Origin of the sequence: Castellaniella hirudinis, from assembly GCF_047468865.1 — a bacterium.
Classification (GTDB): domain Bacteria; phylum Pseudomonadota; class Gammaproteobacteria; order Burkholderiales; family Burkholderiaceae_B; genus Castellaniella; species Castellaniella hirudinis_A.
Genome location: NZ_JBLGTV010000005.1, coordinates 18,347 through 33,071 on the forward strand (window position 1 = coordinate 18,347; position 14,725 = coordinate 33,071).

Consider the following 14,725-nt stretch of genomic DNA (forward strand, 5'->3'; position numbering starts at 1 on the left):
CGGGCTGCGTTTCCGTTGCCCCCCGCCGGGTCGAAACCATCGTCCCGCGCGTAGAAACCGTACCCCCGCGACAGCGGGAATCCACATGGGAAGCCATCATGAAATTCAAGGAATTCGAACCTGGCCAGGTCATCACGCATGGCCCGGTGACCGTCGATCAGGCCGAGATGCTGGCCTTTGCCAAAGCCTATGACCCGCAGTGGTTTCACCTGGATGCCCAGCGGGCCGAGGAAAGCCGCTGGGGGGGGCTGATCGCCAGCGGCTGGATGACTTGCGGGCTGGCTATGCGCCTGGCGGCGGAGGCCGCCCTGTCGGGGTCGGAGTCCTTTGGTTCGCCCGGGCTGGAACGCCTGCGCTGGATGGTGCCGGTGCGGCCAGGCGACCAACTGCGTCTGGAGGCCACGGTGGATTCCAAGCGCATTTCGTCTTCGCGGGATGACCTGGGCATCTTGCGCTGGACTTGGCGCCTGTTCAATCAGGATGACCAGCAGGTGCTGGAGCTGGAAGTCACCAGCCTGTTCGACCTGGATGCGTCCCCGGCGGGCTGAGTCCGTTTCAGTTGCGCGACAGCGGTTCGCTGCCCTGAGTCAGGTCGAAATCCCCCGCGTGGTAGATCAGCGGCGACAGCAGCTGGCGGTGGCAGTGTTCTACCTGGCCCACGAACACGGTGTGGTCGCCCGCCTGGTGCTGCTGGGTGTTGTGGCACTCGAACCAGGCCGCGCTGCGGTCGTCGCCCAGCATCAGCGTGCCGTTGGGCGCGCGATCCAGCGGCACCTCGGCGAAGCGCTCGGCCTGGGCACCCTTGGCAAAGCGCCGCGCCAGGTCGATCTGGCTGGCCGACAGCACATGGATCACATAACGATCCAGGGCCATGAAGGCGGGCAGGGAAGACGCGGTATGGGTCAGGGACCACAGCACCATGGGCGGATCCAGCGAAACCGAGCTGAACGAGCTGATGGTCAGGCCGATCGGCTGCCCGTTGTCGGGGTGTTCCGCCGTGATGATGGTGACCCCGGTGGGGAAGCGGCCCAGGGCGGAGCGGAAATACAAGGATGGGAAATCGGCGGGTTTGGGGGAAACCGTCATGGCTTGCGCACCAATAGAGTGGGGAAACCCGCCCGGGCGCCTGAGCGGATCGGGCTGGCGACGTGCCCGGCGGCGCCGGGAAGGCGGATGGCGGCCATCAGGGGGCCAGGCGCGATAGACCCCAATGGCCGTTGGCGTCCAGTGTGTAGATCAGGCGGTCGTGCAGCCGCGAGGGGCGGCCTTGCCAGAATTCGATGCGTTGGGCATGCACCCGGTAGCCGCCCCAGTGGGGGGGGCGGCTGGGCTGGTCGCCCAGTTTTTCAGCCAGTTCGCGGGCGCGCTGGGCCAGGGCGTCGTGGCTGATGGGCTGGCTTTGGGGCGACGCCCAGGCGCCGATGCGCGAGCCCAGCGGCCGGCTGTGGTAATAGGCGTCGGATTCGGCGGCCGAGACCGCGGCCACGGGGCCTTCGATGCGAACCTGGCGTTCGAGTTCGGGCCAGAAAAACAACAGGCTGGCGTGCGGGTTGGCGGTGATGTCCTGGCCTTTGCGCGACTGGTAATTGGTATAGAACACGAAGCCGTCCGCGTCGGCGCCCTTCAGCAGCACGATGCGCGCCGATGGGCGGCCCTGGGGATCGGCCGTGGCCAGGGTCATGGCCGTGGGTTCGGCCACCTGGCTGTGCAGGGCCTGCTGGAACCAGGTGTCGAACTGGTCGTAGGGATTGGCCGCGGCGGCGGATTCCAGGAGCTCGTACTTCTGGTAGGTCTGGCGGATATCGGCGATGGACATGGTGCCTGTCATAGGGTGGAGGGTTCTGTGGAGGACAGCGCCCGGGTAATGGGACGCAGGGCGCGGTCCGGGATGCCGGCCTGTTCAAGCGCCCGGGCGGTTTGCAAAACGTATTCGGTGCAGGCCCCGTAGCGGCCGTGGCCCTGGCGCACCGCCGCCACGGTCTGTTCGAGCGATAGGCCGCTGGCGTAGCTGGAATCCTGGCGGTTCATGACGAACACCAGGCCCGAGACCGTGCCCTGGCCGGTGCGGCAGGCCAGCCAGCGGGGGTGGTAGGCCGCGCTGGGCATTTCGCGGCGCCACAGGGCCAGCAGGGTCTGGGGGGCGTCCCGGCCGGCAATCCGGTATACCCGCCCGGTACAGGCGCCGCCCAGATCCAGGCCGAACACCAGGCCGGGCCGCTCGGGGGTGCCGCGATTGATGCGCGACCACAGGCACAGGGCGCGGTGGTAGCCGTGGATGCGGGCGCGGCGGGCTTCCAGGAAATCGAATTCGGGCCGCCAGATCAGGGAGCCGTAACCAAACACCCAGAGATCGCTGCGGCCGTCCCAGTGGGCCAGGGATTGCTGGATGGAGGCGCGGTGCCAGTCGTCGTCACGCAGGGTGAAGGACTGGGGCGGCGGCGGGTGGCCAGGGCGGGATCGGGTGGGCGGCACGGGCAAGTGGACGGCAAAAAACAGGGATGCCACACATTGTAGAGGACTTGACGGCCCAGGCGGTGGCGCGGGGGCGGTGCGTCTGGGGTCATCGCCTCGGCCCTGGGCCGCGGGCCGGGTAAAATGCCAAGCACCTTGGCCGTTTGGCGTAATGCCCGTTTCCGATCATATGATGCCCATGACTTCATCGCCGTCCGATCCGGCGGCTTTCGATCCCGCCCGCCGCTTTGGCGGCCTGGATCGCTTGTATGGCCCCGGGGCCGCCCAGGCCCTGAATGGCCTGCATGTGGTGGTGGCGGGCCTGGGCGGCGTGGGCACCTGGTGCGCCGAAGCGCTGGCCCGCTCCGGGGTGGGCGCCTTGACGCTGGCCGACATGGATCACATTGCCGAATCCAATATCAATCGCCAGGCGCATGCGCTGGGCAGCACCCTGGGCATGGCCAAGATTCGCGCCATGGCGGCGCGCGTCCGGGACATCAACCCCGCTTGCCGGGTGACCGAAGTCGATGATTTCGTGGGGCCGGACAACATCGCCGCGCTGCTGGCGGCCGGCCCGGCCGGGGTGCTGCTGGATTGCACGGATCAAGTGCCCGCCAAGACCGCCATGGTGCTGCAGGCCAGGGTTCAGGCATGGCCGGTGCTGGTGTGTGGCGGGGCGGGGGGCAAGACCGATCCCCTGGCGCTGCGGCTGGGCGATCTTTCCCTGGCCGGCAACGATGCCTTGCTGGGCCGCCTGCGCCAGGGTTTGCGCCAGCGTCACGGCTACCCCAAAGGCGGGGCCGCCGGGGGCCGGCCCAAGCGCCGCGTGCCGCGCATGGGGGTGCCCTGCCTGTGGTTCGACCAGCCCGTGATCCTGCCCGCCGCCTGGGCGGCGGGCAGGGCCGAAGCCGCCGGGGGGCAGGCCCCCCAGGGCCTGTCCTGTGCGGGGTACGGGTCGGTGGTCACCGTCACGGCGGCCATGGGGCTGGCGGCGGCCGACTGGGCGTTGCGGCAGGGTCTGGCGGGACGGGGCGGGGCGGGATAAGCCCCCGGGGGCCGTCCGGTTCATGGCGCTTGTCAGTTTCATGTCAGCCTTGCCCTGTACGTTGGCTGCTGGTGTAGCATGTCGGCACCAGAATAATTCAGGATACATCCGCACTTCGGGTGTCTGACACCAGGCCGGGGCTGCAGGATGACAGGAGACCACATCATGCAGAAAATCCGCGAATTCCATCGCCAGTCCATACAGGATCGGGATGCCTTCTGGGCACGCGAAGCCCAGCGCATCCACTGGGAAACCCCCTTTACCCAGGTGCTGGATTATTCCAATCCGCCCTTTGCCCGCTGGTTCGTGGGGGGGCGCACCAACCTGTGCTACAACGCGGTGGATCGCTGGCTCGATACGCAGGCCGACCAGCCCGCCCTGATCTGGGTCTCCACCGAGGTCGACCAGGAAATCGTCTACACCCGGGCGCAGCTGGCCCACGAAGTCAATGCGGCGGCGGCCATTTTGCAAAGCCTGGGGGTGGCCCAGGGCGACCGTGTCCTGATCTATCTGCCCATGATTCCTCAGGCGGCTTTCTTCATGCTGGCCTGCGCCCGCCTGGGGGCCATCCATTCGGTGGTGTTCGGCGGTTTTGCGGCGCACAATCTGGCGCAGCGCATCGACGACGCCCAGCCCAAGGTCATTGTCTCCACCGATGCCGGATCGCGCGGCGGCCGGCCCATCGCCTACAAGCCCCTGCTGGATCAGGCCATCGCCCAGTGCGGCCACGCGCCCGAGCACGTCGTCCTGGTGGATCGCGGGCTGGTGCCCATGGATCGGGTCGCGGGCCGCGACCTGGACTACGCCACCTTGCGGGCGCGGCACCTGGATGTCCAGGTGCCCGTGGTCTGGCTGGAATCCAGCAGCCCCAGCTACGTCCTGTATACCTCGGGCACCACCGGCAATCCCAAGGGCGTCCAGCGCGACGTGGGCGGCTATGCCGTGGCCCTGTGCGCGTCGATGGAATACATCTTCGGCGGCAAGCCGGGCGATGTCTATTTCTCCAGCAGCGACGTGGGCTGGGTGGTGGGGCATTCCTATGTGGTCTATGGGCCGCTGCTCAACGGCCAGGCCACCGTCATGTATGAAGGCACCCCGGTGCGCCCGGACGCCGCCATTCTGTGGCGCATCATCGAAGCCCATCGGGTCAATGCCCTGTTCTCTGCCCCCACGGCTATCCGGGTGCTCAAAAAGCACGATCCCGCCTTGCTCCAGCGCCACGATCTCTCCAGCCTGGATCGTATCTACCTGGCGGGCGAGCCGCTGGACGAACTCACCGGCCAGTGGTTGTCCGAAGCCCTGGGCAAGCCCGTGGTGGACAACTACTGGCAAACCGAAACCGGCTGGCCGATCCTGTCCGCCCAGCCGGGGGTCGAGGAAATCCCGCCGCGCTTCGGCAGTCCCACCGTCCCTGTGTTCGGTTTCGACGTGCGCGTGGTGGACGAAGCCACCGGCCAGGACAGCGGCCCCAACCGCAAGGGGGTCGTGGCCATCGAACCGCCTCTGCCGCCGGGCGCCATGAGCACGATCTGGGGCAACGACGAGCGCTTCGTGCAGACGTACTTCCAGTCTTTCCCCGGGCGGCTGACTTACTCCACGTCCGACTGGGGCCTGGTGGACGACGACGGCTATTGGTTCATCTTGGGACGCACGGATGACGTCATCAATGTCGCCGGTCACCGGCTGGGCACCCGCGAAATCGAAGAATCCGTCAACACCCATCCGGCAGTGGCCGAATCCGCCGTGGTGGGGGTGGCCGACGAACTCAAAGGCCAGGCGGCCGTGGCCTTTGCGGTGCTGCGCAATCCCGCCTTGCTGGACGACGCCGATGGCGCCCAGCGGCTGGCGGCCGAAATCAAACACGTGATCGAGCAGCGCAATGGCGCGGTGGCGCGGCCGGCGCGCATCCTGTTCGTCAATACCCTGCCCAAGACCCGTTCCGGCAAGGTGCTGCGGCGGGCCATCGTGGCGCTGTGCGAAGGCCGCGACCCCGGGGATCTCACCACCATCGAAGATCCCACGGCCCTGGATCAGATTCGTGCCGTTTTGTGAAGCCGTCCAAGTCCGCCGTCCCGCCCGCCGCCGCCTCCGGCGGGCCGCCGCCCGCGCCTGCTGAAGGGCCGGACGCGCCCCCGTCGTCGTGGGGGCCCCGCGATGCCGTTCTGCTGCCCGGCGTGCGGCGGCGCGAGGTCTGGTCGTGGGCCTTGTATGATTTCGCCAATTCAGGCTACACCACGGTGGTTCTGACCACCGTCTTCAATGCGTATTTCGTGGGGGTGGTGGCGGCGGGACGACATTGGGGCACCCTGGCGCTGACCGTCACGCTGTCGCTGTCCTACCTCATTGTCATGCTGGCCATGCCCGGCCTGGGCGCGCGGGCGGATGCGCGGGGGCGTCACCGGCGGCTGCTGTTCACCAGCACGCTGGGCTGCGTCGCGGCCACCGCGCTGCTGGCCGGCGCCGGGCCGGGCGACATCGCCTGGGGCCTGGGGTGGCTGCTGGTGTCCAATGTGTTCTACTGCGTGGGTGAATCCACCGTGGCGTCGTTTTTGCCCAGTCTGGCCCGCCCCGAGGCCATGGGCCGGGTCTCGGGCTGGGGCTGGGGGTTTGGCTATTTCGGCGGCATGCTGGCACTGGGCCTGGCTTTGTGGGTAGCCAGCGATGCCGAAGCCGCCGGCCGGGCGGCGGCGGATTACGTCCCCGGGATCATGCTGCTGACCGCCGCCGTGTTCATGCTGGCGGCGCTGCCGTCCTTTCTGTGGCTGCGCGAACCTTCCGGCGGGGCGGCCCCGCGCGCGCTGCCCTTGATGGCCCAGCTGCGGCGCGCCTGGGCCGAAACGCGCCGCGATTTTCCCGACTTCCGCCGCCTGTTGCTGTGCATTGCCTGCTACCAGGCGGGTATTACCGTGGTGATCACGCTGTCGGCGGTCTATGCCACTCAGGTCATGGGGTTCGACATGCGCCAGACCATGCTGCTGGTGTTCCTGGTCAATATCGCGGCGGCGGCGGGGGCGCTTGGTTTTGGCTATCTGCAGGATCGCATCGGCCACAAGCGGGCTTTGGCGCTGACCCTGCTGGGCTGGCTGGCGATGGTGGCGCTGGCGGCGTCCGCGCAGTCCGTGCCCGCATTCTGGCTGGCGGCTGGCCTGGCCGGGCTGTGCATGGGCAGCAGCCAAAGCGCGGGCCGCGCCATGGTGGGGGTGCTGGCCCCGGCCCATCGGCCCGCCGAATTCTTCGCCTTGTGGACTTTCGCCGTGCAGCTGGCCGCCGTGGTGGGGCCGCTGACCTACGGGCTGCTGGTCTGGTTCACCCAGGGCAATCACCGCCTGGCCCTGCTGGTCACTGGCGGCTTCTTCCTGGCGGGGCTATGGGTGCTGGCCCGGCTGGATTTTGCCCGGGGACAACAGGCGCGGCGGGATGCCGCATCAGGGTAATCAAGGAGGCCGGGCCGATTTGTTGCATTTGTCAGGGTCAAGTAAGTCTTCTGCAGTACGGTGGTAGCAAGACAATTCAAACATGATGTCAGTCACATCAAGCAAAAGGAGCGAGCGATATGCCTACGGAGATTGAATCCATACTGGTCGAAAACCGGGTTTTCCCGCCGCCGGCCGACTTGGTCAAGCAGGCCAATGTATCCGGGATGGACGCCTATCAGGCCCTGTGCGACGAGGCCAATCTCGACCCGGATGCCTTTTGGGCGCGCCTGGGCCGGGAAAATCTGGTCTGGCAAAAGCCCTTTACCCAGGTTGTCGATGAATCCAACAAGCCGTTTTACCGTTTCTACCCGGATGGCCAGCTGAACATCTCGGCCAATTGCCTGGACAAACATCTGGGCACGCCGGTGGAAAACCGCGTCGCCCTGATCTTTGAAGCGGACGACGGCAAAGTCACCCAGGTCACCTACAAAGCACTGCACGCCCGCGTGTCGCAGTTTGCCAATGCGATCAAGGCGTTGGGCTTCAAGACCGGCGAACGCGCCGTCATCTATCTGCCCATGTCCATCGAGGCCGTGGTGGCGATGCAGGCCTGCGCCCGCCTGGGCATCATCCATTCGGTGGTGTTCGGCGGCTTTTCGGCCAAGAGCATCCATGAGCGGGTCGTGGACGTCGGCGCCACCCTGGTCATCACGGCGGACGCCCAACTGCGCGGCGGCAAGGCCATCGCCCTGAAAAACGCCGTGGACGACGCCCTGGCCATGGGCGGTTGCGACGCGGTGCGCCAGGTCATCACCTACAAGCGCGCGGGCACCGAAGTCCAATGGGATGCCCGCCGCGACCTTTGGTGGCACGAGGCCATCGAAGGCCAATCCACCGACTGCCCGCCCGTGGCCGTGGATGCCGACCACCCCCTGTTCATCCTGTATACCTCGGGCTCCACCGGCAAGCCCAAGGGCGTGCAGCATTCCAGCGCGGGCTATCTGCTGTGGTCGCTGATGACCATGAAATGGACCTTCGACGCCAAGCCCGACGATGTGTTCTGGTGCACGGCCGACGTGGGCTGGGTCACGGGCCACTCATATGTCACCTATGGCCCGCTGGCCGCCGGCGTCACCCAGGTGGTTTTCGAAGGCGTGCCCACCTATCCCGATGCCGGCCGCTTCTGGAAAATGATCCAGGCGCACAAGGTCACCGTGTTCTATACGGCGCCCACGGCCATCCGCTCACTGACCAAGGCGTCCGAGGCGGACGAAAAAGTCCATCCGAAGTCCTTCGACCTCAGCAGCCTGCGCATCATCGGCTCGGTGGGCGAACCCATCAATCCCGAAGCCTGGGTCTGGTACTACAACAACGTCGGCCAGCAGCGCTGCCCGGTGATCGACACCTGGTGGCAGACCGAAACCGGCGCGCACATGATTACCCCGCTGCCGGGTGTCACCCCGCTGAAGCCCGGCTCCTGCACGTTGCCGCTGCCCGGCATCGACGCTGCCATCGTGGACGAAACCGGCGAGGAAGTCGAACGCGGCAAGGGCGGGTTTCTGGTGGTGCGCCGGCCGTGGCCTTCCATGATCCGCACCGTCTGGGGCGACCCCGAGCGCTTCAAGAAAACCTACTTCCCCGAAGAGCTCAAGGGCTATTACCTGGCGGGCGACGGCGCGCAGCGCGACAAGGACGGCTATTTCTGGATCATGGGCCGCATCGACGACGTCCTGAATGTCTCCGGGCATCGCCTGGGCACCATGGAGGTCGAATCCGCCCTGGTGGCCCACGAACTGGTGGCCGAAGCCGCCGTGGTGGGCCGCCCGGACGCCACCACCGGCGAAGCCGTGGTGGCCTTCGTGGTGCTCAACGGGACTTTGCCGCAGGGGGCCGACGCCGACGCCATGGCCAAGCAGCTGCGCGATTGGGTCGCCAAGGAAATCGGCCCCATCGCCAAGCCGCGTGAAATCCGCTTTGGCGAGAACCTGCCCAAGACGCGCTCTGGCAAGATCATGCGCCGCCTGTTGCGCGTGGTGGCCAAGGGTGAACCTATCACTCAGGATGTTTCCACGCTGGAAAATCCGGGCATTCTGGATCAGTTGGCGGAAGTCCGGTAACGTGTGTTGTTTCGGCCGCCTGTGATCCAGGCGGTCGGGCACAGCCCAAGGGCGGGGGATTCCCCGCCCTTTTCAATGGGCCCATGGGACGGCCGCCCGGCTGGGCGCTTGGCCCGGGTCACGTATAATTCAGTCTTGTGATGACCGCGCCGCTTTCAGGGCCGGATCGGCTTTTTCCTTCAGCAAGGACACACAATGGGTTCGGTTTGGCGCAAAAGCTTCTGGATCATGGCGGGCAGCGCCCTGATCCTGTTCCTGTCGCTGGGGATTCGCCATGGGTTTGGCTTGTTTCTTGCGCCGATCAGCACAGAACTCGGCTGGGGCCGCGAAGTCTTTGCCTTTGCCCTGGCCTTGCAGAATCTGGTCTGGGGGCTGGCCCAACCTTTTGCCGGGGCCTTGGCCGACCGCGTGGGGGCGGCCCGCACCATCCTGATCGGCGGCCTGTTGTATGCGCTGGGCTTGGTGCTGATGGGGTATGCCGATTCTCCGCTGTCCCTGTCCGTCAGTGCCGGCCTGTTGATTGGCGTGGGGCTGTCCGGCACCTCGTTTTCTGTCTTGTTGGGGGTGGTCGGGCGGGCCGTGCCCCCGGAAAAACGCAGCGTGGCCATGGGGATTGCCGCCGCGGCGGGCTCCCTGGGCCAGTTTGCCATGCTGCCGGGGTCGCTGGGGCTGATCCAGTGGCTGGGCTGGGCCGCCGCGCTGGTTGTACTGGGCGCCGTGGCCGCCCTGATCATGCCCTTGGCCGCCTTCATCAAAGATCGCCCGCAGGCGACACACGAGCCCGCGCAAACCCTGGGCGACGCCTTGCGCGAAGCCTTCGGCCATGCCGGTTTTCGCTTGCTGGCTTTCGGTTTTTTTGTTTGCGGCTTCCAGGTGGTGTTTATTGGCGTGCACTTGCCCGCTTATCTGGTCGATCAGCATCTGCCGGTCATGGTCGGCACCACCGTGTTGGCCTTGGTCGGCCTGTTCAACGTGTTCGGCACGTATATTGCCGGCTGGCTGGGCGGGCGCTATGCCAAGCCGCGCCTGCTCAGTGGGCTGTATCTGATCCGCGCCGCAGTCATTGCGCTGTTCATCGCTTTCCCCGTCACCGCCTGGACGGCGTATGCCTTTGGTGTCGCCATGGGGCTGTTGTGGCTGTCCACGGTTCCGCTGACCAATGGGGCGGTGGCCACGATGTTTGGCGTGCGCAATTTATCCATGCTGGGCGGCATTGTGTTTCTGATGCACCAGGTGGGGTCGTTCCTGGGCGGTTGGCTGGGGGGATACCTGTTCGATCGCACCGGCAGCTATGATCTGGTCTGGTATCTTTGCATTGCCCTCAGCTTTTTGGCCGCCGCCCTGAACTGGCCGATCCAGGAACGCCCCGTGGCGCGCCTGCAAAAGGCCCTGGCATGAAGCCCCGGATCAAAACCCGGCTGCTTGCGGCGCTGGGGGTGGTTTTGGCCGGGGGGGCGGTCTGGCTGCTCTTTCGGGCTTGGCGGGGGGCGGGCCTGGATTTGCTGTTATCGGGTCTGCCGGGTTGCGGTTAGCGGGTTTTAATCCATCACGATAGGGGCCAGCAGCCCCGCCAGCCAGTCGTTGAACAGCTGCAGCCGCCGGGGCCGGTAGTGGCCATAAGGGTGCACCAGTTGGACGTTCATCGGCGGGGCTTTCCAGGCGGGCAGCACTTCCACCAGTTCGCCCGCGTCCAGGTGTTCCTGGACGTCGAAAGCCGGGATCTGGATCAGACCCAGCCCGGCCAGACAGCAGGCGATGTAGTTTTCCACGTTGTTGACGGCCACCGGGCCGCCCAGGTTCAGGGTGTGGTGGTTCGGCCCGTCCATCCATTCCCAGAGGGCGGCGGCTTCGCCCGGCGCCATGGGCTGGTAGCGCACCACCTGGTGCTGGCCCAGATCCGCGGGGGATGCCGGCACGCCGAAGCGCGCCAGGTAGCGGGGGCTGGCGCAGTTGACCATGGACAGCGTCCCCAGGTGCCGGGCCGTCAGGTTGCTGGGCCCGGGCGCCCCCACCCGCAGTGCGCAGTCCAGGCCCTCGCGCGCCAGGTCGATGTGGCGGTCGCTGGAACTCAGCAGAATGTCCAGCTGGGGATAGCGGGTATGGAAGTCCGGCAAGGCCGGGGCGATCAAGCGTCTGGCGATGCGGCTGGGAGCGTCCACCCGCAGCGGGCCCAGCAGTTCGGCGTCTTGCTGTTGAAAAATGTTTTCCAGGCCGTCAGCCTCGTCCAGGAACATCCGCGCGCGTTCAAACAGGACTTCGCCGTCCGCTGTCAGCCGGACTTGCCGGGTAGTGCGGATGAACAGTCTGGCCCCCAGCCTTTTTTCCAGTTTCTGGATCGCCAGCGTGGCGGTGGGCCTGGGGATGCCCAGGTTGGCGGCGGTCGCGGTGAAGCTGCCGCTGTGTACCAGGCCGATGAAGACACGAAGCTCGTTCAGCAGGCTCATCGCATTGTTAGTTAAAATTGTATGGTGAATTAGTTATTTTTATATTTATTACAAAATAAATAATGAATATACTGCCTTGTGGTTCGGATTCCAAGAAAAGTCCCTTTGTATAAAAGGGATAGATAAGAATTATTACATAAGTGATGGATAGCGTAATGTTTAACAAAGGTAGCAGTACGGGCTTGATTACCGATGCACTGGAAAAAAACTCAGCCCTGATCGAAATGGACGATCAGGGGCTGGTGATCCGAGCCAACGACAGGTTTGCCCACCTGTTCGGCTACCGCCCGGACGAACTCAAGGGTCAGTACCATGCCGCCTTGTGCTTTCCCGCTTTTGCGGACAGTCCAGACTACCCGCGGTTCTGGCAGCGTCTGCGTTCGGGGGAATCCTTCCAGGGGCAGTTCGACCGCCGCCACCGGGATGGCCGCCTGATCTGGCTGGAGGCCACGTACTATCCCATTCTCGATCGCAAGGGGCGCGTGGTTCGGGTGCTGAAACTGGCCCGGGATGCCACGGCGGACATCGTGGCCACCAACCGGGCGCGTGCGGTGCTGGATGCCGTGGGCCGCTCGATGGCGGTGATCGAATTCGACCTGCAGGGCAAAATCCTGAATGCCAACCAGAATTTTCTGCAGACCATGGGCTACCGGGCCGAGGATCTGATCGGACGGGATCACCGCATCCTGTGCCAGCTGGAATATGCCGACAGCCCGGCATACGGCCAGTTCTGGGATACCCTGCGCCAGGGCAAGTTCTTTCGCGGCCAGGTGCTGCGCCGCACCCGGGCCGGCCAGCCCATCTGGCTGGAAGCCACGTACAACCCGGTGCTGGATTGCAATGGCCACCTGGTGTCGGTGGCCAAGTTCGCCACCGACATCACCGAACGCATCCACCAGCACGAGGCCGCCCGGCAGGGCGCGCTGACCGCCTACGAGGTGTCCTGTGAAACCCGCGAAGTCTCCAAGCGGGGCGCCAACATCATCCTGGATACCGTCGAGCATATCCACGCGCTGGAGGTCATGTTCGACGAATCCACCCAGGCGGTCGTGGGGTTGGGCAAGAAAACCCAGACTATCAATGCCATTGTCGGCACCATCCAGAAAATCGCCAGCCAGACCAACCTCCTGGCCTTGAATGCGGCGGTCGAGGCCGTGCGCGCCGGGGAGGTCGGGCGGGGCTTTGCCGTGGTGGCCGACGAAGTCCGCAAGCTGGCCGAGCAAAGCCGCGTCGCCACGGACGACATCAACAAAATGGTCAAGGACATCCAGGCGGAATCCACGGCGGTGATCAATCGCATGGAATCCGGGAAAACCGAGGTGGCCGCAAGCGTCGCGCTGGCGACGCAGGCCGGCGTGATCATCGAACAAGTGCAGCGGGACGCCGACCGGGCCGTCGACGCCACCGAGGCGCTGTCCGCCAGCACTCGGCAAGACGCTGCCTGATATCTGATATCTGATGCCTGATGCCTGATGCCTGATGCCTGATGCCTGATGCCTGATTTTCCGCTGTTTCCTGCCTGACCTGTACTGACTCATCATGCGCAAAAACCTGCCTGTTACCCAGAACAACTATCTTTATCCCGCCCACCAGACGCTGATTTCCATCACCGATCTCAAGGGCCGGATCACATACTGCAATAAAGACTTCATCGACGTCAGCGGCTATACCGAGGCGGAGCTTATCGGCCAGCCGCACAATATTCTGCGCCACCCGGACATGCCTGAAGAAGCCTTTCGGGATTTCTGGGCCAGCATCCAGTCGGGGAAACTCTGGAGCGCCTTGATCAAGAACCGCCGTAAAAACGGCGATTCCTATTGGGTGCGGGCCAATGCCACTCCCATGCGCAATGGTGACCAGGTCGTGGGCTACCTGTCCGTGCGCACGCTGCCCAGCCCACGGGAAATCGAAAAAGCCGAAGCCCTGTACGCCCAGCTCCGGGCGGAAGAACAGCAGGGGCGCCTCAAGCATGTTTTCAAGGGGGGGATTCCCCGGCGTGCGGGTTTTCTGGGCCGCCTCAATCGGGTGCTGCGGCCCGGCCGGGGCGCCCGGGCGGCGTATTGGCTGGCCCTGGCTGTGGCGGCTCCGGTGTTGGCCGTCGCCGCGGGCAGCCCGGTCTGGGGCGTGGCGTTGGCTGCGGCGCTGGCGGGCCTGGCGGCCTGGATGGGTATCCGCGCCAACCTGATCAGTCCGCAAGACAGGGCGGCGCTGGTGGCCAAGCGGCTGGCCGGCGGCGATCTGGCGGATTTTGTCGATATCGAGAACATCCAGGCCACGCGCCAGATTCTGCTGCCGGTCAGCCAACTGGCCTTGGCCACGCGCACGGTCATGGTCGATGTGCGCCATGATCTGCAGGGCCTGGGCGAGAAGGCCGGTGAAATCGCCGCCCGCAGCAATGGGCTGGAAGAACGCACGCAGGTTCAGGCGACCAGCCTGGTTCAGACCGCGTCCGCCATGGAAGAAATCAGCGGCACGGTCGAGCAGACCTCGCAGACCACGACCCAGGGGGTGCAGACGGTGCGTGAGGCTTCGCAGGCGGTGGCGCACAGCCAGGCAATCGTCCAGGACGTCGCCGGGCTGATGCAGGAAATCGCCCAATCATCCAGCGATATCGGCGAGTTCATCCAGGTGATCGAAGGGGTGGCGTTCCAGACCAATATCCTGGCCCTGAACGCCTCGGTCGAGGCGGCGCGGGCCGGCGAGCATGGCCGGGGTTTTGCCGTGGTGGCCTCGGAGGTCCGGGCACTGTCCCAGCGCACCACGACCGCCGCCAAAGAGATCAAGGCCCTGATCGACGAGTCCGAGGCCCGCGTCAAGCAGGGCAATACGCGTGTTCAGGCGGCCAAGGCGCAGATGGAGGACGTCGTCCGCATGGTCGATCAGGTGAAGCTGATGCTGGAAGAAATCAACCTGGCGTCTTCCGAGCAGGCCAGCGGGGTGCAAGAGGTCAATCAGGCTTTGCATCGGCTGGACGAAATCACCCAGCAAAACGCCGAGATGGTGGCGGGCCTGGCGCTGCTGTGCGACGACATGAACCTGGCCACACAAAAGGCGCAGAACAACATCCGGGTGTTCCGCCTGTCCAGCCAGGACGTCACGCATGCGGAAGCCGATGCGGTCGGTTTGCGCAAAAGCTGGAAAGCCCGGCAAGCCTTGCCGTCCGACGCCCCGCCGCGGCTGCCGGCGTGACGCCACGCGCCTGGGCGGGTCGCCGGCGCGGCCAGCCCGGGGGCGCGGCCGGCCTGGGCTGGC

General features: G+C 65.7%; 12 protein-coding genes. 8 read left to right on the forward strand and 4 right to left on the reverse strand.

Annotated features, from left to right (window positions below):
* Positions 1-38 precede the first annotated feature (38 nt).
* Entirely contained in the window at positions 39-548 is a 510-nt protein-coding gene (locus ACMHYJ_RS08135) for a MaoC family dehydratase (RefSeq protein ID WP_414245857.1), read from the forward strand.
* Positions 549-555: 7 nt separating this feature from the next.
* Here ACMHYJ_RS08135 and ACMHYJ_RS08140 read toward each other — a convergent pair whose 3' ends face one another.
* The 3 genes from ACMHYJ_RS08140 to ACMHYJ_RS08150 all read right to left on the reverse strand — a co-directional run bounded on the left by ACMHYJ_RS08140 (position 556) and on the right by ACMHYJ_RS08150 (position 2,505).
* Positions 556-1,086 carry a flavin reductase family protein gene (locus ACMHYJ_RS08140; RefSeq protein ID WP_414245722.1) on the reverse strand — a complete coding sequence of 177 codons (531 nt, stop codon included), beginning with the start codon at positions 1,084-1,086 and terminating at the stop codon, positions 556-558.
* 97 nt (positions 1,087-1,183) lie between these two features.
* The gene (gene pdxH, locus ACMHYJ_RS08145) at positions 1,184-1,816 is read right to left on the reverse strand and encodes a pyridoxamine 5'-phosphate oxidase (RefSeq protein WP_414245723.1); all 633 of its coding nucleotides are present in this window, start codon (positions 1,814-1,816) and stop codon (positions 1,184-1,186) included.
* Positions 1,817-1,824: 8 nt separating this feature from the next.
* Positions 1,825-2,505 (reverse strand): gamma-glutamylcyclotransferase, encoded by a 681-nt coding sequence (locus ACMHYJ_RS08150; protein ID WP_414245724.1) that lies wholly within the window; start codon positions 2,503-2,505, stop codon positions 1,825-1,827.
* 136 nt (positions 2,506-2,641) lie between these two features.
* Between ACMHYJ_RS08150 and ACMHYJ_RS08155 the strand changes: the two genes are divergently transcribed.
* From ACMHYJ_RS08155 to ACMHYJ_RS08175, 5 genes are all read left to right on the forward strand, one after another.
* Positions 2,642-3,496 (forward strand): ThiF family adenylyltransferase, encoded by an 855-nt coding sequence (locus tag ACMHYJ_RS08155; protein ID WP_414245725.1) that lies wholly within the window; start codon positions 2,642-2,644, stop codon positions 3,494-3,496.
* Between the two features lie 165 nt (positions 3,497-3,661).
* Entirely contained in the window at positions 3,662-5,548 is a 1,887-nt protein-coding gene (locus ACMHYJ_RS08160) for a propionate--CoA ligase (protein ID WP_414245726.1), read from the forward strand.
* Entirely contained in the window at positions 5,545-6,930 is a 1,386-nt protein-coding gene (locus ACMHYJ_RS08165) for an MFS transporter (protein WP_414245727.1), read from the forward strand. Before ACMHYJ_RS08160 ends, ACMHYJ_RS08165 begins: the two co-directional genes overlap by 4 nt.
* Before the next feature lie 119 nt (positions 6,931-7,049).
* The gene (gene acs, locus ACMHYJ_RS08170) at positions 7,050-9,029 is read left to right on the forward strand and encodes an acetate--CoA ligase (RefSeq protein ID WP_414245728.1); all 1,980 of its coding nucleotides are present in this window, start codon (positions 7,050-7,052) and stop codon (positions 9,027-9,029) included.
* Positions 9,030-9,224: 195 nt separating this feature from the next.
* Positions 9,225-10,427 carry an MFS transporter gene (locus tag ACMHYJ_RS08175; RefSeq protein WP_414245729.1) on the forward strand — a complete coding sequence of 401 codons (1,203 nt, stop codon included), beginning with the start codon at positions 9,225-9,227 and terminating at the stop codon, positions 10,425-10,427.
* A gap of 140 nt (positions 10,428-10,567) precedes the next feature.
* Here the strand turns inward: ACMHYJ_RS08175 and ACMHYJ_RS08180 are convergent, their stop codons facing one another.
* Entirely contained in the window at positions 10,568-11,473 is a 906-nt protein-coding gene (locus ACMHYJ_RS08180; RefSeq protein WP_414245730.1) for a LysR substrate-binding domain-containing protein, read from the reverse strand.
* Between the two features lie 155 nt (positions 11,474-11,628).
* Here ACMHYJ_RS08180 and ACMHYJ_RS08185 point away from each other — a divergent pair, with 155 nt between their 5' ends.
* Together ACMHYJ_RS08185 and ACMHYJ_RS08190 are read left to right on the forward strand one after the other, a co-directional pair.
* Positions 11,629-12,918 carry a methyl-accepting chemotaxis protein gene (locus tag ACMHYJ_RS08185; protein ID WP_414245731.1) on the forward strand — a complete coding sequence of 430 codons (1,290 nt, stop codon included), beginning with the start codon at positions 11,629-11,631 and terminating at the stop codon, positions 12,916-12,918.
* A 94-nt stretch (positions 12,919-13,012) separates the two neighbouring features.
* Positions 13,013-14,662 (forward strand): methyl-accepting chemotaxis protein, encoded by a 1,650-nt coding sequence (locus tag ACMHYJ_RS08190; RefSeq protein WP_414245732.1) that lies wholly within the window; start codon positions 13,013-13,015, stop codon positions 14,660-14,662.
* Positions 14,663-14,725: the final 63 nt, after the last annotated feature.